A 25,739-nucleotide genomic window follows, 5' to 3' on the forward strand; every position below is an offset into this window, starting at 1 on the left:
CATTTTAAAAGGCATAATTTCGCGACTTTAAATGCATGAGCTATGAATATGGATTTTGTTAAGAGGTTAGGTTTTTTCCTGGTAGGCCTTTCAATAGGTATCGTTTTTCTAACCTTTTTTCTAAAAAAGAAATCTCAAGAAACAGGAGTTTATTTCTGCTATCTACCAGACTGCAGAACGCTTAAAGATATTCGCTCCAAATCTATGCATTACAGTGATGAAGCCAAAAAACAACTCCAACAATATCAATTAGATTCTGTCGCGGTTACGTACATTTTAACCGAAGGTGATGTAGATTTCAGTAAAAGTGACACAAAATCAGTTCCCTGTAAGACTTACGTTGTTGAGTCTGACTACAAGGAACATGATTATATATTTACAGTAAGAAATTGTAGGGAAAAAGCTATTTTGCAAAAAGTAGAAATAGAGTAATTCATTGATTACATTTTTCTACGCTTTCTTTCTTTTTTTAACAGGGACAATTCTCTACTAGTCTGCCCGGCAACTGAAGTATTTTCGTCAGCTCTCCTGATCAGATATGGCATAACGTCCCGTACTGGTCCAAATGGCAAGTATTTGGCAACATTATACCCATTGGCAGCTAAATTGTAAGAAATATGATCGCTCATACCATACAATTGGCCAAACCAGATATGTGTATTATTTTTTTCGATACCTCTCTCCTCCATTAATTCCATTAACTTATAGCAACTCTCCTCATTATGAGTACCTGCAAAAATGGAAAGCACATCAAGGTTGTCTATCATATACGCTATGGTTGCATTGAAATTAGCATCGGTCTCTTCTTTGCTCTTACAAATAGGGGAAACATAACCCATTTCTTTAGCACGGTCATTTTCTTTCTCCATGTAAGCACCTCTTACAACCTTCATTCCTACCAGAAAACCATCAGAAACGGCACGTTCATGTAACGCCTTCAAATATGGCAAACGATCCCATCTGTAGGTCTGCAACGTATTAAAAACAATTCTTTTTTTCTTATTATACTTACGCATCATTTGCTCTGCCAAATCATCGGCGGCATCTTGCATCCAACTTTCTTCCCCGTCTATCAGCAAGGATACTTCAAGATCGTGAGCTTTTTTACATACCCTATCAAACCTATTGACTACACGCTGCCATTCTTCTTCCTCTGATTTGGTAAGTGCTTTCTTTTCGCTAATTTTTTGATACAGTGCAAAACGACCAAACCCCGTGGGTTTAAAAACAGCATATGGAATTGCCTCTTTCTCTTTTACAAAATCCAAAATGGTTAAAATAATATCTGTAGCAACATCAAAAGGGTCTTCTTCTTCTTTTCCTTCCACAGAATAATCAAGTACGGAACATACACCTTTTTCCCACATACGATCCACAACAGGCAAACAGTCACGTTCGTTTACCCCACCACAAAAATGATCAAAAACGGTTGCCCTGATCAAACTTTCTACCGGCAAATGTGCCTTAAAGGCAAAATTGGTAATAACCGATCCCATTTTCACCAATGGCTCATTGGAAATCATTTTAAAAAGAAAGTAAGCTCTTTCTAATTCCGAATCGGTTTTTAAGGCAAATGCAGTTGCAGTATTTTCAAAAATTTGGTCCATTCTTTATTATTTCAATAACGATCAAATATAATAACAGAATTTATAATCTTAAGACTAAAAATAACCTTTATTTTGTACTAGAAATGCAAATAAAAAAAGCCATATTTTCAATGGATTCCATAATCTCAGATTCTTACGCAGTACATTTTAACGAAGAAGCCTTTAAAGCTTTAAATACTCATTTAGCCAATAAGAAATATTCTATAGTTTTTATTCTAGTTGATGAGAACACACACGAACTTTGTTTGCCAAATTTTATGGCAGAGATAAACGGTGAATATCAATTTGAGATTATTGAAATAGAATCTGGCGAGATCAATAAGAATATTGAAACCTGCGTAGGTGTTTGGGAAGCTTTATCTGAATTAGGAGCAGACAGAAAAAGTGTTTTAATAAACTTAGGAGGCGGAGTTCTTACGGATATGGGAGGGTTTATAGCCTCAACCTTTAAAAGGGGTATAGATTTCATTAATGTACCTACTACCCTACTATCTATGGTAGATGCTTCTGTAGGTGGTAAAACCGGCATAGATTTAGGTGCTTTAAAAAATCAAGTTGGTGTTATAAACCAACCTGCAATGGTACTTGTAGTGCCAGATTTTCTTGATACATTAGAAAAAAGACAAATTATTAGTGGTTTTGCGGAAATGCTCAAGCATGGTCTTATAAAGGACAAAACCTATTGGGAAGCTTTAAAAGAGGTCCAAAGCCTAGAGCATATGAAAAGTCATATTCTTACCTCTATTCAAATAAAAAATGAAGTCGTACTTAAAGACCCTACGGAACAAAACATACGAAAAATTTTGAATTACGGCCATACACTTGGGCATGCCATAGAATCCTACTTTTTGGAGAATGCATCCAAAGAAATGTTATTACATGGCGAAGCAATTGCCGTTGGTATGATTTTAGAAGGTTACCTATCTCACAAACTTTTAGGTTTATCCGAGCAATCTTTAGAGGACATAAAATCTACTTTCTTAAATAAATATGATAAAGTAGAATTTATAGATACTGACATTGAGAATATTTTAAAATTGATGAAATACGACAAGAAAAATTCTCATGGAAAAGTGAATTTTGTGTTATTGAAAAACATTGGAGAACCTGTTGTTGACGTTGAAATTCCCATTGAATTATTTACCGATGCATTTGCTTACTACAAAGTTTAAAAACTTCACCTACCTAAAATAGTGTTTTCACAACTCTATAAAACGATATGTAGCATAAATGACTAGTTTAGTTATAGATAAACACAACCTTCTATAAATAAAACAGTTATGACACGACGCCTTATCGATTACCGTAAATTGGACCACAAGTTAGCATCATTATTAATAGAGACATACCCACATGGCTATGGGGACGAAGACATTATCACTTTTAAAAATATAAATGGAGATTATGTTGAAGCTGTTGAATTAAAAACAGCAGACACACTGTACTTGGTCAAAATCAGTAAAAGTCTTTCTAACTTCATAGCAAACTTTGAAGAAAACATAGAAAAAGAGCTTGAACCTAAAACTCCTGAAGAGGTAATGCAGTCCGAAGAAATGACAAGAACACTTAATCTTAATTTTGAAACGGAAACCGAAGAAGAGTTCGATTAATTAAAATAACGCTCGTGCAGTATATTTTCATGATGCCTTTGGTGCCCACTTATTACAAAGCCTAAAGCAGCAACGGACCAAGGTATACCACTTGCCGTACCCATTCTTTTTAAATTTTCATTCAACATATTATCAAACAAACTTATGGAAGCATCACGTACAGTAAGATATTCCTTTAATATATTTTCCTTGGTACGTTCGTTTGCGTTGCTCTCAAGTACAAAAATATTATGATCAAAACCTGGTAAAGCAGTTTTATCATTTCTTGAAATTCTAAAAGCGCGATATTGAAATACACGTTCCGTATCAATTAAATGCACCAATACTTCGGCAACGGTCCACTTTCCTTCACCATAACTATACAAAAATTGATCCTCGGTAAGACCGTGAACCAAATCTTTTATACTTTTTCGTCCCTTCAACAAAACTGACTTCAAATCTTCATTAACATCTAAGGTCTTTAAATAAGTACCATAGAAAAATTGGAATTCATCTTGTTGTAAATCTTTAACTGTCATTTTGAGTAATTAAAATTGAAAATGAAAAAAGCCCAATTATCATATAACCGGGCTTCATAAGTTATTGAGTATACTTTTATTTATAGCTCATTAAATATGGTATGCATCAAACGTTTCTTATCATTAAAGCTTTCCTCTAATGAAATCATCGTTTCTGTTCTACTAATACCATCTATATCATCAATTTTAAAAATAATATTTTTGGCATGGGTTGTATCCTTTGCTCTAATTTTACAGAAGATATTGAATTTACCAGTTGTAATATGTGCAATGGTAACATTAGGTATCTGATTTAAACGCTCAAGTACAAATTTAGTTTGATGCGTTTTTTCAAGAAAAATACCTACATATGCTATGAATGCATATCCAAGTTTCACATAATCTAAAGTAAGGGAAGAACCTTTTATGATTCCGGCTTCTTCCATTTTCTTAACTCTAACATGTACGGTACCGGCAGAAATAAGAAGTTTTTTTGCAATATCGGTAAAAGGAGTTCTGGTATTGTCAATCAACATATCCAGAATTTGGTGGTCTATTTCGTCTAATTTGACTTTGCCCATAGTTGTAAAATTTTTGCCAAAAATAAAAAATAATCACATTAAATTCATTGAAACTTGATTTTTTTTAATGAAAATGTAAACAATATTACTATTTCAAAGAAATAAGATAATAAATATCACTAAAGCAGATGCATTAAGCTATTCTGTTTTAAGTACAAAATATCATTTTCATCATTGCAATTCAATGTCTTATGACCAAAAATTTCATTAGGAACCTTATCAAATACATGCACTTGAGGTTCAAATAGTATTTCACCATTTTGTAAGACTTCTTTATAATGTATGGGTACAATCTTGGTTTTGGTGATCTTGTTTTCCTTGTAATCTGGATTAATAACCAAAATATCTACAAACTGCTTTCCGTTTTCTGGGATAGACAAATATTGCGTTACAGTATAATCATTTATACTATTTTTAGAAATTACATGTATAGCTTTTAAAATTGATTTAAAGATTAAAGCTCTGGTCTTATTTCTATTATAGTCATCTGGATAGTGCCCAGATTCAAACAAAACAGTAGGTGTTTCTCTCATTTGAAAAGCATCGCCAACACAGTTTGCATTAAAACCATCATCATACCTTCCAACTTGACCAGGAATCTCTTTCTGCATTTCTTCGTTCATTGCAGCTATTAACTGCATGCTTAGCATACGAGAAGGTGAATTGTTACGCTCTTGATCAAACGCCGGAGCTAAAAATGAAACTGTTGCAGGTTTGTTGGTTTCACCAACATTGAATATGGTACGCTGGTCATGTAAGTTAAAACAATAATTAGGCTTAAAATCATCAAAAACCTTTTTTAAAACCAAGCTCTCTGGTTGCGACAAATTTTGAGCATCCCTGTTCAGATCTACTTCATTTGCATTGAACCTGGTATAATCTCGAGCTCCGTCCGGATTTAAGATAGGAATGATCTTTAATGTACAAGACCTTGAAATATGCGAAACATCACTCGCATCATTACTAAGCAAACTAAATAAATCAATCACGGCTTTTGTAGTCGTAGATTCATTCCCATGCATTTGAGACCACATCAAAATTTTGTTAGGTCCGTTACCAAAGGTGACGCATGTAATAGGTTCTTTTCGCACAGACTCACCTACAACATCAACTTTAAAAGTATCCGGAAGCGAGTTTAAAAAATCATTTATATGATCATATGTCACATAGCGTCCAGATATATTAGGCACCATTATTTTATTATAATCCAAATCTTTCATTTTATCCAATTAAAAGAATCACAAAAATACTACAGCACATGTTTACAATTGTAAACATTTAATTATATCACAAGACTATATAATTACTATAAGAAATTCACATTACTAAACGCCCGCTACTAAATTCAATTAACTAATTATAAATCAGATTATTAAATACATTAAAACAAACTATAACTTGCAGCAATTCTATGTTTTTAACAGTATTATAGATCTCTTTTAACTATTTAGGTTTGTATAAAATATTAATTTTGTAAACATGCTAGATACTGTTTCTTTCATTTCAAGATTAAAGACAATTTTGACGCATAACGAACTTTCTTCTGCCGCATTTGCAGATTTGATAGCTGTGCAACGATCAAGCATTTCCCATATTTTAAACGGAAGAAACAAACCTAGTTTAGAATTCATTATGAAGGTGAACGATGCCTTTCCTGAAGTTGATCTACAATGGCTACTGTACGATAAAGGCAATTATCCAAAAACCAAAACTTCAGATTCCCAAAAGAGCACCAAAGGCAGTAATGATAAAATCGATAAAACCATAGGTAAAAAATTAGAACGCATTATAATGTTTTATAGCGATGGCACTTTTAAGACATATACCGAGCTTTAAAATACACTACAACTCAGAACTATATTAACTTTTTACATCTACATAACCCCTATTTTCATTATTTTGCGGCATGATGAAAAAAATTGTTATGACCCTGGCAATAGGTTTAATTTTAGGTTCATGTTATGAACCCGAGCGTGATTGCGAAGAGTATAAAACAGGTACTTTTAAATTTAACTATGAAATAGACGGAACCTTAAAAGAAGGTAAATTTACAAGAACAAATAATTACAGCGTTGATTACTATGAAAATAAAGTAGACAGTGCCACTGTACGCTGGTTTAACGACTGTGAATTTGTTTTACAAGATATAAATAGCAAAACGGCCATACATTATAAAATTATCAGCACCACAGATTCCTCATACACCTTTCAATACAAAAGCGCTGTAAAAGATCCAAATAAAAAATTAATAGTTAAAACAGGAACCGCAATTAAAACCAACTAACCATGTTTGAAATTTTTACTAATCCAGATGCCTGGATTGCATTGTTAACATTGACCTTTCTTGAAATAGTCTTAGGAATTGATAATATCATATTCATATCTATAGCCGCAGGCAAACTAGACCCTGCACAACGAAAAAAAGCAACGAATATTGGTCTGATCCTAGCAATGGTAATGCGTATTGTTTTGTTATTCGGTATTACGTTATTGACTTCAATGAAAAAACCTTTTTGGGTATTTGATAGCGACTGGATTACCGGTGGAATAAGTGGCCAGGGAATTATACTCTTTTTAGGAGGGCTATTCTTGCTTTACAAAAGCACCAAGGAAATACATGAGAAGGTTGAAGACAAGGGTCATGACGAACGCGAGGTAAAAAAAGCAAGATCAACTTCTTTGACCAATGCAATACTTCAAATAACCGTGATAAACATTGTATTTTCTTTTGACTCTATCCTTACCGCCATAGGTATGACCAATGGTATTTCACCCAACCCAAACGATGCTCTTGTTCTAATGGTAGTAGCAGTTGTCATCTCTGTAGTGATCATGATGCTATTTGCCAATCCTGTAGGCGAATTTGTTAACAGACACCCTTCTATACAAATACTAGGATTGTCTTTCTTGATATTAATTGGATTCATGCTAATTGCAGAATCAGCTCATTTATGTCACTTAGTGGTATTTGGTAACGAGGTTGGCACTATACCTAAAGGTTATCTATATTTCTCAATAGCATTCTCATTAATGGTTGAATTCTTTGATTTACGTATGAAAAAGAACAAGAGACCTAATAATGAGATTGTAGATTAACTATTTAGATAATTCTGAAAAAAATAAAATCCCGATTAAGCCAGTGCTCAATCGGGATTATTTATTTTAAGATATTATACAGCAAATTAGTTTCTAAGCCTGCTACAGTGGTCTAAACCGTTTAATTAGGCCTATCAAAAGCAACATCAGGATTAGCCTCCTTCTGTTCTTTGTACAAGCGTTGCTGCTGCTTTACCGTCATTGTACTGCCGTCATGGCTCCATCCTGGAGGTCCAAATATGTACATCAACTTATGACTTAGTTTTTTAGACTTTTTAGTATCTGCCCAAATATCCTTAAACTCATGAGTTAGGATCACTAAAGGATTATTGGAATTTGGAGCGTGAATTACCCCAAATTTGACATCAATATTTTCATCATATTCTTTCCAGGTCCCAAAAATTTTGTCGAAAAAATTTAAGAATCCACCGTGGTTTTTATCCAAATACTCCACGTTCTGCGCATGATGTACCTGATGCATGGTATGTGTATTGAATATTTTTTCTATGAATCCCATTTTAGGTACATATTGGGAATGTAATTGAAACTGCCAGAAAGATTCTATAGCCAGACAAACAACCACCATTTCTACCGGAAAACCAATAATAGGCATCCAGACATAGAAAAAAGGTTTATACAATAAGGTGAACCACCCATTTCTTATAGCGGTACCAAGATTAAAATTATCTGAAGAGTGATGTACTATGTGCGCGGCCCATAAAATTCGTATTTCATGATTTGCCCTATGAAACCAATAGTACGTAAAATCATCCGCTAATTGACAGAGCAACCAAACATACCAAGCATAACCAAAGGACTCATACCCCATTATATTTGTTCTAACACCATCTACCATTGGGTTGAATAATTCATAGGCATATTCAAAAAGAACAACTAATAAGATTACTTTTAACAATGGACCGATAATGGCAGATCCAATTCCCATAACACTACTTGCCGCAAAATCTTTCCAATCATAAAGATCATCATCTCCATGGGTTTTGCTATAGGTTAATTCTAATAAAATAAATGCAATAAAGGCCGGTGCGCCATACACCAGGGGGTTAGTGAAATCCATTAATCAAAAATTTTTGTAAAGGTAGTTATAAAAGAAATTATTCTTAGAATTTGTCTAATCTTAACATTCTATCCAAGCATAAGACTTCTCAATTATTAAACAGTTTATTTACTTTTTATTTTTAAGTAGAGCATTTTGTTCCTGTAGTAATTTTTCCATGCTAGATAGCAATACGATATTCTTAGGCGTTTCAACCTCTTTATTGGCGGGATCGTCAGATTTTGCCTTAAACCTATTTATAAACTTCACCATAACAAATATGGTAAACGCTATAATACCGAAATCTATCAAAGACTCAATGAGTTCACCATAAACAATGGCAACTTCCTCCACTGATTCTGCAGCTTCCCTAAGAACCCATTTTTTATTTGAAAGATTAACATCATCAGTCAACAAGGACAACGGTGGCATAATAATAGCAGAAACAATTGTACTTACCACTTTATTAAAAGCCGTACCTATTATGATACCAACGGCCAAATCTATCATATTGCCTTTAATGGCAAAATTCTTGAACTCTTCAAAAAACTTTTTCATAACAAGGACTAATCAAATAAAGTTGGTTCATCGGTAGCAGTACCATCTTCACCTTTTTTAGTTTCTGATTCTTCGACAGAACCTAAAGCCTCTTCGTCAACCACTTCAATATTTTCCACTTCTTCGGGCTCCTCAGGTTCATAAGGTACAGGATCAAGAAGATTTATATTCTTAACTTTTTCTACAATAAACTGGTTACCTAATGCTTTAATTCCCTTAATTGATATAAAACCTTCTACATCAACCGTTTCATTCTCTTTCGCCTCTTTACCTCTGGGCTTAGGAAATTCAATTTCAACCCTAGGTTTCCAATCTGTAGAAACAAGCTCTAAATATGATTTTGGATGTTCAGAAATAAACATTTCTTCCTTATTTTCATTTTCGATCAAAAACCTTTTAATATAATAACGTTCCTTTTCCCCTTCCCAATAAATAGCTGAAATAGGTTTTTCAGGAATCCATTTCTCTAACACGATCATATCATCGTCAAAATGAGAGGTAAGTACAGGCAAAAATGTTTTGGCAACACCTTTTTGATTGATTACCAGTATTAGATCATCACCTTTAAATTCACCCAAAAGCTCCCCTCTACCATCAACATTCAATCTTCGCACCACATCATCGAACCAAATTTTTCTAGGCTTAAGGGTAGATACGCCTTTTTCTTTCAACTCTATACGCTTAACAGAATACTTCGTTACAATATTTCCTTTAGAAGCCCTACCCTTTATGAGTACATCAGAAAAATCGATATCCCATTTCAATTTTTTAATACTACCAACTTGGCGCAGTAAAACCGTAATTACCTCGGCTTCACCATTTGGGTTGGCGGAGAAATACAAGACCTGAGACCCGGCCTTACCAGTCGTTAGATCATACTCCCTATCCCTTGTTATGCTGGTTACATTAAAACGCTTTATATAGGTTGGACCGCCTTTACCATCCTTGTACACCATATTATAGGTTGTACGCTTATCTTTTTTCTTAAATACCGCTACATGAATAATCCCCTTGCCCACAAAAATTTTGGAATCTACTTTTGACACCATCATTTTACCTGAGTTGGTTATCATAATAATATCATCAATATCACTACAGTCGGTTACATACTCATCTTTTTTCAAGGAAGTACCCACAAAGCCCTCTTCCCTATTTACATAAAGCTTAGTGTTCCTAATAGCTACCTTAGTAGCTTCAATATCGTCAAAAACCCGAATCTCAGTTAACCGACCTCTATCCTTACCATAAGTTTCTTTCAAATTCTTAAAGTAATCAATAGCAAATTCAATAAGATTGGCCAAATGATGCTTGACCTCCGCAATTCGCTCCTGCAAACTCTCTAGATGCTGTTGCGCCTTATCCAAATCGAATTTTGATATTCTTTTGATACGAATTTCGGTTAGCCTTGTAATATCCTCTTCGGTTACCGCTCGTTTTAGGTGTTTTGTAAATGGCGCCAAGCCTTTATCTATAGCAGCAATAACACCTTCCCACGTCTCTTCCTCCTCAATATCACGATAGATACGATTTTCTATGAATATTCGCTCAAGAGATGCAAAATGCCACTGCTCTTCAAGCTCCCTTAATTGAATTTCTAGTTCTTGCTTTAACAAATCTACCGTAGAATCCGTTGATCTTTTAAGCATTTCCGTTACCCCGATAAATAAAGGCTTATTATCTTCAATAATACACCCAAGAGGTGAAATGGAAGATTCACAGGATGTAAATGCATAAAGAGCATCAATAGTTCTGTCAGGAGATATTCCGGAAGGAAGATGAATAAGAATCTCTACATTAGCAGCTGTATTATCCTCAATTTTTTTAATTTTTATCTTGCCTTTTTCATTGGCTTTTAAGATTGAATCAATTAAACTACCAGTATTGGTTCCATAAGGTATCTCACTGATTACCAAGGTGTTTTTATCTAATTGAGAAACCTTGGCACGCACCCTTATCTTACCTCCCCTTAATCCATCGTTGTAGTTGGTAACATCTATAATACCGGCCGTGGGGAAATCTGGAAATATTTTAAAACGCTGTCCTTTTAAATGTTTTATTGAAGCATCAATAAGCTCAACGAAGTTATGTGAAAGAACCTTTGTAGATAAACCAACGGCAATACCTTCTGCCCCTTGGGCCAATAGTAAAGGAAATTTTACAGGTAAGTTTACAGGCTCTTTCTTTCTACCATCATAAGAAGCTTGCCATTCCGTAATTTTAGGGCTAAAAATAACTTCTAATGCAAATTTAGACAGTCTTGCCTCAATATATCTTGAAGCGGCCGCCCTATCCCCTGTTAAAATATTTCCCCAGTTACCTTGAGTATCGATCAACAGGTCTTTTTGTCCAATTTGTACCATGGCATCCGCAATACTTGCATCACCATGTGGATGGTATTGCATGGTATGACCAACAACATTGGCAACCTTATTGTAACGACCATCATCTAGCTCTTTCAAAGAATGCATGATACGGCGTTGCACAGGTTTAAATCCGTCTTCAATAGCAGGGACCGCTCGTTCTAAAATTACATAAGAAGCGTAATCCAAGAACCAATCTTTATACATACCAGAAACCCTGGTAAGCGCTTCAGATGAATCAGTTTGTTCATTATTCTCTTCAGAAAGGCTATCGTTTATTTCTTCGTTCAAATCGTCATTTTCTTCCATTCAGAAGCAATCGTATTAATCTAGTTTATACTACTTTATCTTCAATTAAATCAACTTCAACTTTAAGATTGTTGATAATAAATTTTTGCCTATCAGGCGTATTCTTGCCCATATAAAAACTCAGCAATTCTTCAATTGACATAGCTTTATCTAACATTATCGGCTCTAACCTAATATCATCGCCAATGAAATGCCTGAACTCATCTGGAGAAATTTCACCCAAACCTTTAAATCGTGTAATCTCGGGTTTGCCAGATAATTTGTTTATAGCCATTTGGCGCTCCTCATCACTGTAACAATAAATAGTTTCCTTTTTATTTCTAACCCTAAATAATGGCGTTTGCAGAATATACAAATGATTCTCTTTTATCAGCTCAGGAAAAAACTGCAAGAAAAATGTAATTAACAGTAATCTAATATGCATTCCATCCACATCGGCATCAGTAGCAATAATAATATTGTTATATCGCAAATCTTCAATAGACTCCTCTATATTCAATGCCGCCTGCAAGAGATTGAACTCCTCATTTTCATAAACGATTTTCTTGGACATCCCGTAAGAGTTCAACGGCTTCCCCTTAAGACTAAAAACCGCCTGCGTGTTTACATCTCTAGATTTTGTTATAGAGCCAGATGCAGAATCACCCTCGGTAATGAACAAAGAGGTCTCTAATCTACGATCATGTTTTATATCACCTAAATGCACCCTGCAATCACGGAGTTTTTTATTATGCAGACTAGCCTTTTTAGCTCGGTCACGAGCCAGTTTTCTAATACCGGAAAGCTCTTTACGCTCTTTCTCGGCCATCATAATCTTACGCTGAAGCTTTTCGGCCGTATCGGCATTTTTATGTAGGTAGTTATCTAAATACTTACCTACAAAATCGTTAATATAGGTTCTAACCGTTGGAAAATCTCCTCCCATATCAGTAGAGCCCAATTTCGTTTTTGTCTGACTTTCAAAAACCGGCTCCATTACCTTAATGGAGATTGCGGATATAATAGATTTACGAATATCTGATGCATCATATGATTTTCCATAAAAATCACGGATGGTTTTAACGATAGCCTCTCTAAAAGCGGCCTGGTGGGTACCTCCATGGGTAGTATGTTGACCATTTACAAAAGAATGGTATTCTTCGCTATATTGTGTTTTACTATGTGTAATAGCAATTTCAATATCCTCCCCTTTTAAATGAATAACAGGATAAAGCATATCCTCCACATTGTTATTGTCATCTAGCAGATCCTTTAATCCGTTTTCAGAATGAAATTTTTCACCGTTAAAAACAATGGTAAGGCCTGGATTTAAGTACACATAGTTCTTAAGCATGCGCTCAACATACTCATTTCTATATTTGTAATTTTTAAAAATGGTATCATCAGGAATAAAAGTAACCTTGGTTCCTTTTCTCTTACCGGTCTCTTCAGGACCAATTTCTTTTTCTAAGTTACCAGAACTGAACTGAGCAGTTTTTAACTGATTATCCCTAGATGACTGAACTTCAAAAAAACTGGATAGGGCATTTACCGCTTTGGTACCTACTCCATTTAAACCAACAGATTTCTTAAAGGCGCGACTGTCGTACTTTCCACCGGTATTCATTTTGGAGACCACATCTACAACTTTGCCTAGCGGTATACCACGACCATAGTCCCTAACCTTAACCACCTTATCCTTAATAGAAATCTCAATGGTCTTACCGGCGCCCATTACAAATTCATCTATACAGTTATCTATGACCTCTTTTAAAAGAATATAGATTCCATCATCGGCAGAAGACCCATCCCCTAACTTACCAATATACATACCAGGCCGTAATCGAATATGTTCTTTCCAATCAAGCGAGCGTATATTGTCTTCGGTATATTGAGTAGTGTCTTTAGACATTTAATAAAAATTATGAAAGTTGCGTTAAAGATAGCACCACTCAACAAAAGATAAAATAGCTAACTGTTAAAGTAATTAACAATTAACCAGTTCTCTTTGTTGATAGCCGTTACTATTCCGATCATGTTCCATAAAATATTTCGTTAAAAATTTATTTAAACGAGTTAGGGATAACTGACCAAAGTCATTGTCAAAAAATAGTTCTTTTAATATATTTATTGTAGAATTTAAACAGCCATGGAATTCATTGATTATTACAAAATTCTTGAAATTGACAAGAAAGCAACACAAGCCGATATTAAAAAGGCTTATCGAAAATTAGCTCGTAAGCTTCATCCGGATTTAAATCCGAACGATAAAACCGCGCAAGAAAAGTTTCAACGCATAAACGAAGCAAATGAGGTTTTGAGCGATCCCGAGAAAAGAAAGAAATATGACCAATATGGTAAAGATTGGGAACATGCCGATGCTTTTGAAGAAGCTAAAAGAAATCAGCGAAGTTCTACCAGCGGAAATCGAAGAACCTATTCTAGCTCTACAGGAACACATGAAGATTTTTCCGATTTCTTTGAATCTATGTTTGGCGGCGCCAGCGGAAGTTTTACTGGTGGTGGTCGACAAAGGTCTACACGATTTAAAGGGCAAGACTTAAATGCTACCCTAAAATTAAATCTTATAGATATACTTGAAGACCAAAAACAAACTTTAGACCTGGGCAATAAAAAAATTAGAATTACCATACCGGCAGGCGTAGAAGATGGGCAAACCATTAAAATTTCAGGTTATGGCGGCGAAGGTGTAAACGGCGGACCTAAAGGAGATCTTTATTTAACTTTTGAAATTAACAACGATACTACCTTTCAAAGAGTTAAGGACGATTTATATAAAAATGAATCTATTTCATTGTATGATGCAATATTAGGTGGCTCCATTGAAGTAGAAACTTTATCAGGAAAAGTAAAACTAAAAGTAAAACCAGAAACCCAAAACGACACCAAGGTGAAGTTAAAAGGAAAAGGTATGCCTGTTTACAAGAAAAAAGGTAAACATGGCGACTTATATATTACCTACAAGGTGATCATGCCAACAAAACTGTCAGAAAAAGAAAAGGAATTATTTAAACAACTTTCAGAATTACGATAATATGAATCCAGATAACTACATACAAATAGAAGTATACTGTCAGCAAACACAAACTCCAATGGAATTCATAGAGGACCTTCTAGAATTTGAAATGATAGAAGTACAGCAAATAGAAAATAAAATCTATGTTGAACCACATTCTATTGTAGAAATTGAACGTGTTTATAGATTACGAGAAGAGCTAGGAATTAATATGGAAGGAATAGACACTTTAAACCATATGATAAAAAAAGTCAACCGATTAGAGCAAGAATTAAAACTGCTACGTGACCGGTTGACTATATATGAACATTAAACGTTAAAACGGAAATGCATTACATCGCCATCTTTAACGATGTACTCTTTACCTTCAACCCTCATTTTACCAGCTTCCTTAACTTTAGCCTCACTACCAAATGACACGTAATCATCATAAGCAATAACTTCTGCCCTAATGAAACCTTTTTCAAAATCGGTATGTATAACACCGGCTGCTTGTGGAGCAGTTGCACCAACAGGAATTGTCCATGCACGAACTTCTTTTACACCAGCCGTAAAGTAAGTCTCTAAATCCAATAACCTGTAGGCTCCACGTATCAATTTTGCAGAACCTGGCTCTTCCAAACCTAAATCCTCTAAAAACATTTGGCGTTCATCATAAGTCTCCAACTCCGTAATATCCGCTTCTGTACCTACTGCCAAAAATATAACCTCTGCATTTTCGGCCGCTACAGTTTCTTTCACTTTTTCAACATATGCGTTACCCGATACGGCAGCTTCTTCATCTACATTACACACATACATAACCGGTTTATCCGTAATGAACTGAAGAGGTTTTACAAATTCGGCCCTAGACTCTTCTTCTATTTCTATGGCCCTAACTGAAGTACCGGCCTCTAATCCAGTTTTTATCGCCAATAAAACAGCTTCTTCTTTCTGTGCATCCTTATTTCCTGTTCTAGCGGCCCGTTTTACTTTCTCCAACTTTTTCTCAACAGTCTCCAAATCTTTCAATTGGAGCTCCATATCAATGGTTTCTTTATCCCTTATTGGGTCTACACTGCCATCTACATGAACTATATTATCATTATCAAAACAACGCAATACATGCAATATGGCATCGGTTTCGCGAATGTTCCCCAAAAATTGGTTGCCCAAACCTTCACCTTTACTAGCGCCCTTTACCAAACCGGCAATATCCACGATCTCTACGGTAGCAGGCAAAACCCTTTCAGGATTAACCAATTCTTCTAATTTTTGCAAACGGGAATCGGGCACGTTTACAACACCTATATTAGGTTCAATGGTACAAAATGGAAAATTTGCACTTTGCGCCTTGGCATTTGACAAACAATTAAAAAGTGTTGATTTACCAACATTTGGCAATCCTACAATACCTGCTTTCATAATTTAAAATATTTCAAGGGTGCAAATATAGTTTTTACCAGAAGATTATGCATTCAAAATTTGACCTAACATTTATAACGATCTTCCTAATAATTATTTAAGCAATAACCAAAATAATTAGTCAAAGGATAGTTAAAATAAATACTTTTAACACATTTTAAGAAATTATTCTTACTTTGGTACCAGAACATGTAAGAATTTATGGAACTTCATTCTGATGAAACGATATGGTATTTTTTTAAAAAGGGCGAAGCCAATGGCTTTAGTCTACTTTTTAAAAAGTACTATCCACAATTACACGTTTATGGTTTAAAACTGAGCAATGATCAAGAATTGACAGAGGATTGTTTACAAAATTTCTTTATTCAATTATTTGAAGATCGAGATAAGCAAAATTCGATCAATAATTTAAAAGCGTACTTATTTGTATCTTTTAAAAGAAGGTTAATAAAACAATTACAAAAAAACCAAAACAACGTTCCCATCTCAGAAGCGCAATTATTTAAAGCGAATTTTACATTTTCTGCAGAAGAAATTTCCATACACCAAGAAATACAATTTCTTTGTACTTCTACCCTAGCCAACCTCATTAACAAATTATCACCAAGAGAAAAAGAAGTATTATACTTAAAATATTACAGCGAAATGAAAAGTTCGGACATTGCAGAAGTAATGGATATGAACTACCAAAGTGTTTTGAACGTATTACAAAAAGCCTTAACAAAACTTAGAAAATCATCTGAAAATCAACAAATTAAAAATATTTTAAAAAAAAGTTGAAAATAGTAGGGTATATTTTTAAGAGATCCATCTCTTATTAATGGAACACCTTACTACATGAACGAAAAGAACAAATACGATCTTCACTATTTCTTATCCGATGCTTCATTTGAAAACTGGGCCAAAGGCACTAATAAAAATGATATAGCATATTGGAATAATTGGATCCAGAACAATACCGAACATTTAGAAACCGTAGAAAATGCAAAATCTATAATAATAGGTATAAGTTTCAACCAAGAATACCCAAGCAACCAAAAGGTTAATGAAGCACTTGCCAATGTTTTACCCAAGGTAGGATTAAACGTTTCTAAAAAATCTAATTTTAAGAAAACACGAACCTTAAACAATTCTATAATTACAGCGGCAGCTGCTGTATTACTCGTTTTAATAGGTTTTACCACCTATACTTATTTAAATTATAATACAACAACTATACATAAGACCAATTTTGGTGAGATTATTGACCTAAAATTACCTGACGGAACATCTGTAGTTCTTAACGGTAATAGTAAAATATGGTACGACAATGAAAACCCTAGACTTATAAATTTAATAGGTGAAGCTTATTTTAAAGTAAAACCTATACCTAGTACCAAAGCTAAATTTTGGGTAATTACAGAAGACCTTAAAGTTGAAGTTCTTGGTACACAATTTCATGTAAATACAAGAAAACAAAAAACAAACGTGGTTCTTGACGAAGGCTCTATTCACTTAGAACTTGCCAATGGAGATGTTACTAAAATGATTCCTGGAGAAATAGTTTCTTTCTCTAATGAGAGCAAAAAATTAACACATAAAAAAGTGGACATTGAAACTCCCTATGCATTATGGCGAGGTGGAACATACACTTTTAATGAAATTCCACTTAAAGAAGTTATGTACAACCTAGAGACCACATACGGAGTTGAAGTAAGTTATGAATTGGATTACTTAAAAGAATTACCCATTTCCGGGGGAATACCAAATCAAAACTTACAAATATGTATAGCGGCTATAGAGAAAGCTACAGGAACCAGAATTATAAACAATGATAATATTTTACGCGTACAAGAAAACCCTATTAATTAACTAAACTTTTATTTATGAGAACGAACAAACTTATGAGATTACTGCTTGCGGTAATGCTTTTTTCAAGCATCACCAGCGCAACGGCAGCTAATGACCTCAAAGAAAACGTTACCCTGAGCGAATTTCTTAATGAGATCAGTGAAAAACATGAAGTCTTTTTCACCTACAACCCAACTTTGGTATCAAGTACCAGTTTAAATCCTGAGGAATATAAATTCCCTGCTTTGGATAAAATTATTAATAAACTAGAACGCAAGACTAGTTTTGATTTTGAATATCTGGGCAACAAATATTATGTTGTTTACCATAAAAAAGCAGAAAGGGCCAAAGTCCTAAAAGTTAATTCTGCTACAAATGGTATTACCGCTACAACTTTGAACAAAAAAGTTCAAAACAGTATTTCAGGTAAAGTGACAGATGATTCCGGAATGCCTTTGGCAGGAGTTAACATTGTTGAAAAAGGTACTACCAACGGTACAACCTCTGATTTTGATGGTAATTACACCATTAACATATCTAACAATGCAAAACTAGTATTTAGCTATATTGGTTTCGCTACTCAAGAAATATCAACGGCCGGAAAAAACACAATAAACGTGCAATTGTCCGAAGGTATGCAGTTAGACGAATTTATTGTAGTAGGTTCTCGTACCGCACCAAGAAGTAATACAGACACACCTTTACCTGTAGATGTAGTAGGCGTAAAAGAATTGACCTCTACAGGTCAGGCAACTTTTGACAAGGCCCTACAATACAGAATACCATCATTTAATACGGTACAAACTCCCGTAAATGACGCAACATCGTTATTAGATCCTTACGAAATTAGAAACATGGGACCGTCAAGAACATTGATTTTGATTAACGGTAAACGTAAGAACTTAAGTGCATTATTGTATACGCAGACATCTCCGGGCCGTGGTGAAACCGGTGCAGATATTTCAGCTATACCAACAGATGCAATTAAAAGAGTTGAAATCTTACGTGACGGTGCCTCTGCACAATATGGATCAGATGCTATTGCGGGCGTAATGAACATTATACTTAAAGATTCACCAAATGATGGTTCTGCTACATTGAGAACAGGAATAACATCTGAAGGTGATGGAGAAATGTTCGGTGTTGCAATTAATAATGGTTCCACAATTGGTGATGACAAAGGTTTTGTAAACTACACTGTAGATTTATCTAAAGTTAATCAAGCGAATAGACCAGGTACGGTAGATGCAGCCGGTGAAGCTGGTGATTTTGGCGCTGATATTGCAGATGTACAAGAATTCCTATCTAGACGCCCCGATGCAGGGAACATTAACGGTTCGCCCGAAACTGCGGCTGCAAAGTTTTCTGTAAATTTAGGATATGACCTAAGTGCGAACACCTCTTTATATGGTAATGCCGCCTATGTTTATAAAGCAGTAAATAGTTTTGCAAACTATAGAACACCGTATTGGAGAACAGTTGATGATTTTCCTTACCTGGCTGATTTCTTTCCCGGTGACAATCCAAATACAGCTGGTGGATACGATGGATACTTACCAACATTTGAAGGTTTATTAAGTGATTATAATGCAACTATTGGTTTCAAATCGGTGATAAACGATTGGAATATTGATGCAAGTTTTACTACTGGTGGCAACTTACAAACGTACAAGGTAAACAATACCCACAATAGAAACGTTGTATATTCTCCTTCTGTATTTATAGATGCCAATGGTAATGGCTCTGTAGATGACGGCGAAATAACTGAAGGTTCAGAATTATATAGAGAAAATAGCCAACAGTCATTTGATCCGGGAGGAACTAGGTTTTCTCATAACGTAGGTAACATTGATATTTCAAGATTACTTTCGGACAAAGTAAGTATTGGTGTTGGTGCCGAGTTTAGAACCGAAACTTTTGAAATTATAGAAGGTGAATTGGCATCTTACGATGGTGGTGGTGCAGATTCATTTGCAGGTGCTTCCCCTCAAAACTCAGGAAAATTCAATCGCTACAACATTGGTGGATATTTAAGTTTAGATTATGATGTATCTGATGCGTTTTTACTAAGCGGTACTATAAGAACAGAAAATTATTCTGATTTTGGTAATACTTTCATCTACAAATTTAGTTCGCGTTATAAGTTTAGTGATGCGTTCACTTTAAGAGGTTCTATTTCCTCTGGTTTTAGAGCTCCTACCCTTCACCAAATTTACACTCAAAAAGCACAGTATAGTTTTGTGCCGGGTCAAGGTATTCAAGTCGGTGGTCTAATCAACAACGTTTCTACCCAAGCAAAACTTTTGGGTATACCACAATTAGATGCTGAGACTTCTACTAACTTTACTGTTGGTTTTGGAGGGAAAATTGCTAACAAATTCAGCTATACTTTTGATTATTACAACATTAAAGTAAAAGATAGAATTGTATTGGGTAATGAAATAGGCGGAAGTGGGGACCCAACAAATCCTTTAGATGTTCTTTTGGCAAATAACAATTTAAGTGATGTTAGCTTCTTTTCTAACGCTATAGACACTAAAACCTCTGGTGTAGATGTTGTTCTAGCTTACAAAGGAATTAATATTGGTGAAGGAAGCTTAGATTTAAACTTATCAGGTAACTATACAATTCAAAATGAATTAGACGGACCGGTAAAGGATATTGCTTTAGTTGCAAATTCAGGCCAATCTGTAGTAAACCAAACGCAAGAAGCTTTATTTTTTACATCGAGACCAAGAACAAAATGGATCTTAGGTGCTAATTATGAAATCAACAAATTCGGTTTTTCATTGAACAACACCTTATTTGGTAAAACAAGCTTTTTTCAACAAGGTTTAAGTACAGATGCAAACGGCAACTTTAATTTAGGTACTGAGTTTGACCCTAAAATTGTTACAGATTTAGGAGTTAATTATAGCGCTTCTGACAAATTGACTATTGCACTTAACATCAACAATTTGCTGAATGTTCTGCCTGAATGGAGTTTTGTTTCACAAAATGCTGCAGGTGATGCCATATTAGCCGATGCTGCACAAACTCAAAACCAATCTAATTTAATAACCTTTAACCAACGTTATTCTCAAATGACTTATGATGGTTATCACTTTAGCCAATTAGGTACAATGTTCAACCTATCGTTGAATTATAAATTTTAGTTTTGATTTAGTTTTATTAAAAAAAGCTACCTATTTATTTAGGTAGCTTTTTTCATTTATAAGTATGTTAAGTGATTTTTAAGCCTGTAAAAACCATTACCACATTTCTGTTATGCAATAAGATAATCCTTAATCTTAAGGTAATATCCCTTAAAACTTATAATATTTTTTATTCTGGGTGCATGAAACGTTGCTTTGCCAAAAGTGCTTCTTCAGTTTCTACATGATCATCATCTGGCACACAACAATCTACAGGACATACTGCTGCACACTGTGGCTCTTCATGGAATCCCATGCATTCCGTACATTTATCGGGTGCTATATAATACACTTCATCACTAATAGGTTCTTGAACGTCATTGGCATCAACTTCTTTACCATTTGGTAAAACAACATTGCCTTCTAAAGAAGTACCATCAGCGTATCTCCATTCATCTGCTCCTTCATATATTGCGGTGTTAGGACATTCAGGTTCACAAGCTCCACAATTAATACATTCGTCTGTTATTATAATTGCCATAATTTCTTCTACGTTAAAATGCCCAAAAAAGAACGGGCATGCTTATTTTTGCACAAAGGTAATTCCTCCTCAACTAGTATACAAATATAATGACCCATAGCAACCCTACTATAGAAGCTTTTGTTAAACTTGGAAATTTTCTAAGAACATTTTGCCATTTAGTCACAACAAACACCATTTCTGAGCATTTAAATGACGAATGGATAGCGCGTTTTAAATCCGAGGCTGAAAAAGCGCAACATTATAATGGATGGTTTTCAGAAGAAAATTGTGTACATGCTTATAACGAATGGGGCAATATACTTACCAAGCAAAACATAGAAAGATGGTTGAACAATTATGATTTAACAATTAATAAAGAAAAGACTATTGCTTTGATAATGGCAGGAAACATTCCTTTGGTTGGATTTCATGACCTGCTGTGCGTGTTAATTACGGGTAACAAAGCGCTTGTAAAATTATCGAGCAACGATCAAAAGCTAATTCCATTAATAATTGATTATTTAATTGCTATTGAACCATCTTTTAAGGACAAAGTAACCTTCACCAAAGAAAAGCTAACAAATTACGATGCAGTTATAGCAACGGGCAGTAACAATACTGCAAGATATTTTGAATACTATTTTAGCAAAAAACCAAATATTATACGAAAAAACAGAAACTCTATAGCTGTTTTAAACGGAAAGGAAAGTTCTAAAGAACTAACAGCTTTGGGCGAAGATATATTTAGATATTTTGGTTTAGGCTGCAGAAGTGTATCGAAAATCTATATCCCAAAAAACTACGATATAGATACTTTTTACAAGGCCATGTTCCCCTACAATGATATTATCAACCATCATAAATACGCTAATAATTATGACTACAATAAGGCGGTGTATTTAATGAGCGAGTTTAAAATTTTAGATAACGGTTTTCTTATTTTAAAAGAGGAAGAAAGTTTTGGTTCCCCTATCGCATCTTTATTTTACGAGTATTATGAAAATGCTATAGAATTAAAAACAGCTTTAAAGAAACATGAGGACAAAATTCAATGTATTGTATCTTCTGGCTTTATAGATGGTGAGATTTCATTTGGCAACACCCAAAAACCTTCCTTGAACGATTATGCCGATGGTATAGACACAGTTGATTTCTTGTTGAGAACATCTTAGAATTAAATACCGTTCCGTATCGAAAAATCTTTAAAAAATTCTGACATTTGCATCCTTAATTTACAGACAAATGAAAAAACATAATTTTAGTGCCGGACCATGTATTTTACCAAAAGAAGTATTATTAAAAGCTTCTGAATCCGTTATGGACTTCAATGGTTCCGGACTTTCACTTGTAGAGATTTCACATAGAAGTAAAGATTTTGTGGCCGTAATGGAGAATGCAAGATCGTTGGCATTAGAACTTTTAGATTTAAAGGATAAAGGATACAAAGCACTATTTTTACAAGGCGGAGCAAGTCTTGAGTTTTTAATGGTAGCATATAACTTATTGGAACAAAAAGCCGGATATCTAAATACAGGTACTTGGAGCGATAAAGCTATCAAAGAAGCAAAATTGTTTGGAGAAGTAGTGGAAGTGGGCTCGTCTAAAGACGAAAACTTTAAGTACATTCCAAAAGGATATTCCGTACCAACTGGTTTAGATTATTTACATATTACTTCAAACAATACAATATACGGTACCCAATTCAAAAAATTCCCTAAGACAGACTGTCCTTTGGTATGTGATATGAGTTCTGATATTTTTTCCAGAACATTGGATTTTTCTCAGTTCGATTTAATCTATGCCGGTGCACAAAAAAATATGGGACCAGCAGGAACAACGCTAGTTATCGTAAAAGAAGAGATTCTAGGTCAAGTTTCTAGAAAAATCCCATCTATGCTAGACTATCAAGTACATATATCTAAAGATAGTATGTTCAACACACCTTCTGTTTTTGCGGTATACACCTCAATGCTAACCTTAGAATGGCTTAAAAATCTTGGTGGTATAGCTGCAATAGAAGAAGTGAATGAAAAGAAAGCAAGATTGTTGTATTCTGAGATTGATTTAAATCCAGTTTTTGAAGGCTATGCAAATACTGAAGACCGTTCATTAATGAATGCAACCTTCAACATTACTGACGAAGCATTAAAAACAACCTTTGACAATATGCTAAAAGAAGCCGGTATAAATGGTTTAAACGGTCACCGCTCAGTGGGTGGTTACAGAGCCAGTATGTACAATGCGCTATCTTTAGAAAGTGTTGGTGTTTTGGTAGATGTTATGAGTGAAATGGAGCGAAAAGGATAATCACTTGTCCTGAACATTTCTTTCCATAATTAGAACAAGGAAATATGCGCTTAACTATGCGATGAGTGTATTGCTTAAAAAACTCAGCGTAAAATTTTAGGTACGCTCATACCGTACTGAAAACCTTAGAACAATAAAATCTCGATTAACGAGCAAATTATATGAAGATATTAGCAAATGATGGTATTTCTCAAAACGGTATTGCCGTACTTGAGAAATCAGGATTTGAAATTTTGACAACGACCGTTGCTCAAGAGCAGTTGGTAAATTATATTAATGAAAATAAGATCGATGCCTTATTAGTAAGAAGTGCCACAAAGGTCAGAAAAGAATTGATCGATGCCTGCCCTACCCTTAAACTAATTGGCCGCGGTGGTGTTGGCATGGATAACATTGATGTTGACTATGCAAAAGAAAAAGGCATACATGTAATCAATACACCTGCCGCTTCATCAGAATCTGTAGCGGAATTAGTGTTCGGTCATCTTTTTGGTGGCGCCCGTTTTTTATATGACGCCAATAGAAATATGCCTTTAGAAGGAGACAGCAACTTTAAAGGACTTAAGAAATCATATTCAAAAGGCACCGAACTAAGAGGAAAAACCCTAGGTATTTTCGGTTTTGGCAATATAGGTCAAGCAACTGCAAAACTTGCCATTGGCGCAGGTATGAGCGTCATGTATTGTGACCCAGAGGTAGAACAAACCGACGTTGAACTTTCGTTTTTTGATGGACAAAAGGTAGTTTTTAATTTAAAAAATTCAACAAAAGAAGATTTACTTAAGCAGGCCGATTACATAACCCTACATATTCCCGGACAAGATGATTATGTTTTAGGCCAATCGGAATTTGCAAAAATGAAAAAAGGTGTAGGCATCGTTAATGCTGCAAGAGGTGGAGTTTTGGATGAAGTTGCCCTTATTGATGCTTTAGAAAACGGCACGGTAGCTTTTGCAGGTTTAGATGTATACGAATCCGAACCAAAACCAGAAATTAAAATATTGATGCATTCAAGCATTTCTCTTTCTCCACATATTGGTGCTGCAACCTTAGAAGCTCAAGAAAGAATAGGACTAGAACTAGCGGAACAGATAATTTCATTATTAAATTAAGGTTACAGATAATCAAAATTGTGTTCGCTTTTTTGTATTTTACAACATAAACATAAAATAAACCATTACAATGGCAGGATTATTAGATTTATTAAATAGCCCAATGGGGCAACAATTAATTAGTGGAGTTGCAGGTCAGACAAATCAACCAGCAGATAAAACCGCAAATGTACTAAGTATGGCTATGCCGTTAATACTTGGTGCTATGAAGAAAAATGTTTCTACACCAGAAGGTGCACAAGGTTTAATGAGTGCCTTATCTAGCAATCACAACGGTAGTATTCTAGACAATCTAGGAGGCCTTTTTGGCGGTGGAGTTGACGATAGTGTAATGGCAGACGGCGCCGGTATTTTAGGACATGTGTTTGGTGACAAACAACCTCAGGTAGAAAGTGCCCTAAGCTCAAAATCCGGTATAGATTCTGGTTCGGTTGCCCAAATTTTAAAGATAGCCGCTCCTATAGTTATGGGAATGATAGGTAAGCAAACTGCACAAAGTAACGTAAATGACAGTACGGGAATGAATGCGTTATTAGGAAGTATGCTAGGTGGACAGCCACAGGAAAACCAAAGTTTAATTACCTCTTTATTAGATGCTGATGGTGATGGTAGCATATTAGATGATGTTGCCGGTATGGTAATGGGGGGTAATAAAAGTAGTGGCGGTATAGGAGGTCTTTTAGGAGGCTTGTTCGGTAAATAATTTTATAAAATTCTATCTAAATAACCCGCTTGCAG

Annotated in this window: 25 protein-coding genes; 15 read left to right on the forward strand and 10 right to left on the reverse strand. The window is 34.8% G+C overall.

The window, feature by feature from the left end; translation table 11 throughout:
• The first annotated feature begins 42 nt into the window (after positions 1-42).
• Entirely contained in the window at positions 43-432 is a 390-nt protein-coding gene (locus QZ657_RS01575) for a DUF4258 domain-containing protein (RefSeq protein WP_366009890.1), read from the forward strand.
• A gap of 8 nt (positions 433-440) precedes the next feature.
• Here the strand turns inward: QZ657_RS01575 and QZ657_RS01580 are convergent, their stop codons facing one another.
• Positions 441-1,607 carry a proline dehydrogenase family protein gene (locus tag QZ657_RS01580; protein WP_291964515.1) on the reverse strand — a complete coding sequence of 389 codons (1,167 nt, stop codon included), beginning with the start codon at positions 1,605-1,607 and terminating at the stop codon, positions 441-443.
• Positions 1,608-1,717: 110 nt separating this feature from the next.
• Here QZ657_RS01580 and aroB point away from each other — a divergent pair, with 110 nt between their 5' ends.
• Together aroB and QZ657_RS01590 are read left to right on the forward strand one after the other, a co-directional pair.
• Entirely contained in the window at positions 1,718-2,779 is a 1,062-nt protein-coding gene (gene aroB, locus QZ657_RS01585; RefSeq protein ID WP_291964517.1) for a 3-dehydroquinate synthase, read from the forward strand.
• Positions 2,780-2,887: 108 nt separating this feature from the next.
• Positions 2,888-3,217 (forward strand): hypothetical protein, encoded by a 330-nt coding sequence (locus tag QZ657_RS01590; protein ID WP_291964519.1) that lies wholly within the window; start codon positions 2,888-2,890, stop codon positions 3,215-3,217.
• Here the strand turns inward: QZ657_RS01590 and QZ657_RS01595 are convergent.
• The 3 genes from QZ657_RS01595 to QZ657_RS01605 form a co-directional block, all read right to left on the reverse strand.
• A complete protein-coding gene (locus tag QZ657_RS01595; RefSeq protein ID WP_291964521.1) occupies positions 3,214-3,735 on the reverse strand; it encodes a DinB family protein in 522 nt (173 codons plus the stop codon). The genes QZ657_RS01590 and QZ657_RS01595 overlap by 4 nt on opposite strands.
• Positions 3,736-3,815: 80 nt before the next feature.
• Positions 3,816-4,295, reverse strand: a complete 480-nt coding sequence (locus QZ657_RS01600; RefSeq protein WP_027066901.1) for an Lrp/AsnC family transcriptional regulator — start codon at positions 4,293-4,295, stop codon at positions 3,816-3,818.
• Positions 4,296-4,414: 119 nt separating this feature from the next.
• Entirely contained in the window at positions 4,415-5,515 is a 1,101-nt protein-coding gene (locus QZ657_RS01605) for a M14 metallopeptidase family protein (RefSeq protein WP_291964523.1), read from the reverse strand.
• Positions 5,516-5,774: 259 nt separating this feature from the next.
• On the opposite strand from QZ657_RS01605, the gene QZ657_RS01610 reads away from it, so the two are divergent.
• The 3 genes from QZ657_RS01610 to QZ657_RS01620 all read left to right on the forward strand — a co-directional run bounded on the left by QZ657_RS01610 (position 5,775) and on the right by QZ657_RS01620 (position 7,391).
• Entirely contained in the window at positions 5,775-6,131 is a 357-nt protein-coding gene (locus tag QZ657_RS01610) for a helix-turn-helix transcriptional regulator (RefSeq protein WP_291964524.1), read from the forward strand.
• Positions 6,132-6,201: 70 nt separating this feature from the next.
• On the forward strand, positions 6,202-6,579 hold the full coding sequence (locus QZ657_RS01615; RefSeq protein WP_291964525.1) for a hypothetical protein: 378 nt from the start codon (positions 6,202-6,204) through the stop codon (positions 6,577-6,579).
• A 2-nt stretch (positions 6,580-6,581) separates the two neighbouring features.
• Positions 6,582-7,391 (forward strand): TerC family protein, encoded by an 810-nt coding sequence (locus QZ657_RS01620; RefSeq protein WP_291961955.1) that lies wholly within the window; start codon positions 6,582-6,584, stop codon positions 7,389-7,391.
• 121 nt (positions 7,392-7,512) lie between these two features.
• Here QZ657_RS01620 and QZ657_RS01625 read toward each other — a convergent pair whose 3' ends face one another.
• The 4 genes from QZ657_RS01625 to QZ657_RS01640 form a co-directional block, all read right to left on the reverse strand.
• Positions 7,513-8,469, reverse strand: coding sequence for a sterol desaturase family protein (locus QZ657_RS01625; protein ID WP_276473376.1), 957 nt, complete (start codon positions 8,467-8,469; stop codon positions 7,513-7,515).
• A gap of 108 nt (positions 8,470-8,577) precedes the next feature.
• Positions 8,578-9,006: a large-conductance mechanosensitive channel protein MscL gene (gene mscL, locus QZ657_RS01630; RefSeq protein WP_291964526.1), complete on the reverse strand. Its 429-nt coding sequence runs from the start codon at positions 9,004-9,006 to the stop codon at positions 8,578-8,580.
• Between the two features lie 8 nt (positions 9,007-9,014).
• Entirely contained in the window at positions 9,015-11,675 is a 2,661-nt protein-coding gene (locus QZ657_RS01635; protein ID WP_291964528.1) for a DNA gyrase/topoisomerase IV subunit A, read from the reverse strand.
• A 25-nt stretch (positions 11,676-11,700) separates the two neighbouring features.
• Positions 11,701-13,566 (reverse strand): DNA topoisomerase IV subunit B, encoded by a 1,866-nt coding sequence (locus QZ657_RS01640; protein ID WP_291964530.1) that lies wholly within the window; start codon positions 13,564-13,566, stop codon positions 11,701-11,703.
• Positions 13,567-13,803: 237 nt separating this feature from the next.
• Here QZ657_RS01640 and QZ657_RS01645 point away from each other — a divergent pair, with 237 nt between their 5' ends.
• Together QZ657_RS01645 and QZ657_RS01650 are read left to right on the forward strand one after the other, a co-directional pair.
• Positions 13,804-14,709, forward strand: coding sequence for a J domain-containing protein (locus QZ657_RS01645; protein WP_291964532.1), 906 nt, complete (start codon positions 13,804-13,806; stop codon positions 14,707-14,709).
• A gap of 1 nt (position 14,710) precedes the next feature.
• Complete coding sequence (locus tag QZ657_RS01650) at positions 14,711-15,004, forward strand: chaperone modulator CbpM (protein WP_291961947.1); 294 nt, start codon at positions 14,711-14,713, stop codon at positions 15,002-15,004.
• Here the strand turns inward: QZ657_RS01650 and ychF are convergent.
• Positions 15,001-16,095 carry a redox-regulated ATPase YchF gene (ychF, locus tag QZ657_RS01655; protein ID WP_291964534.1) on the reverse strand — a complete coding sequence of 365 codons (1,095 nt, stop codon included), beginning with the start codon at positions 16,093-16,095 and terminating at the stop codon, positions 15,001-15,003. The genes QZ657_RS01650 and ychF overlap by 4 nt on opposite strands.
• A 201-nt stretch (positions 16,096-16,296) precedes the next feature.
• Between ychF and QZ657_RS01660 the strand changes: the two genes are divergently transcribed.
• The 3 genes from QZ657_RS01660 to QZ657_RS01670 are packed head-to-tail and all read left to right on the forward strand — an operon-like array spanning position 16,297 to position 21,080.
• Positions 16,297-16,875 (forward strand): RNA polymerase sigma factor, encoded by a 579-nt coding sequence (locus QZ657_RS01660; protein WP_291964535.1) that lies wholly within the window; start codon positions 16,297-16,299, stop codon positions 16,873-16,875.
• 57 nt (positions 16,876-16,932) lie between these two features.
• Positions 16,933-17,946: a FecR family protein gene (locus tag QZ657_RS01665; RefSeq protein WP_291964537.1), complete on the forward strand. Its 1,014-nt coding sequence runs from the start codon at positions 16,933-16,935 to the stop codon at positions 17,944-17,946.
• 14 nt (positions 17,947-17,960) lie between these two features.
• Positions 17,961-21,080 (forward strand): TonB-dependent receptor, encoded by a 3,120-nt coding sequence (locus QZ657_RS01670; protein ID WP_291964539.1) that lies wholly within the window; start codon positions 17,961-17,963, stop codon positions 21,078-21,080.
• A gap of 169 nt (positions 21,081-21,249) precedes the next feature.
• Here the strand turns inward: QZ657_RS01670 and QZ657_RS01675 are convergent, their stop codons facing one another.
• Positions 21,250-21,600, reverse strand: a complete 351-nt coding sequence (locus tag QZ657_RS01675; RefSeq protein ID WP_276473366.1) for a 4Fe-4S dicluster domain-containing protein — start codon at positions 21,598-21,600, stop codon at positions 21,250-21,252.
• Between the two features lie 89 nt (positions 21,601-21,689).
• On the opposite strand from QZ657_RS01675, the gene QZ657_RS01680 reads away from it, so the two are divergent.
• From QZ657_RS01680 to QZ657_RS01695, 4 genes are all read left to right on the forward strand, one after another.
• On the forward strand, positions 21,690-22,754 hold the full coding sequence (locus QZ657_RS01680; protein WP_291964541.1) for an acyl-CoA reductase: 1,065 nt from the start codon (positions 21,690-21,692) through the stop codon (positions 22,752-22,754).
• 70 nt (positions 22,755-22,824) lie between these two features.
• Positions 22,825-23,889 carry a 3-phosphoserine/phosphohydroxythreonine transaminase gene (serC, locus tag QZ657_RS01685; protein WP_276473364.1) on the forward strand — a complete coding sequence of 355 codons (1,065 nt, stop codon included), beginning with the start codon at positions 22,825-22,827 and terminating at the stop codon, positions 23,887-23,889.
• 161 nt (positions 23,890-24,050) lie between these two features.
• A complete protein-coding gene (locus QZ657_RS01690; RefSeq protein ID WP_291960423.1) occupies positions 24,051-25,001 on the forward strand; it encodes a D-2-hydroxyacid dehydrogenase in 951 nt (316 codons plus the stop codon).
• Positions 25,002-25,071: 70 nt separating this feature from the next.
• Positions 25,072-25,704 (forward strand): DUF937 domain-containing protein, encoded by a 633-nt coding sequence (locus QZ657_RS01695; protein ID WP_291960421.1) that lies wholly within the window; start codon positions 25,072-25,074, stop codon positions 25,702-25,704.
• Positions 25,705-25,739: the final 35 nt, after the last annotated feature.

This window comes from Maribacter sp., from assembly GCA_020629415.1.
GTDB lineage: Bacteria > Bacteroidota > Bacteroidia > Flavobacteriales > Flavobacteriaceae > Maribacter > Maribacter huludaoensis.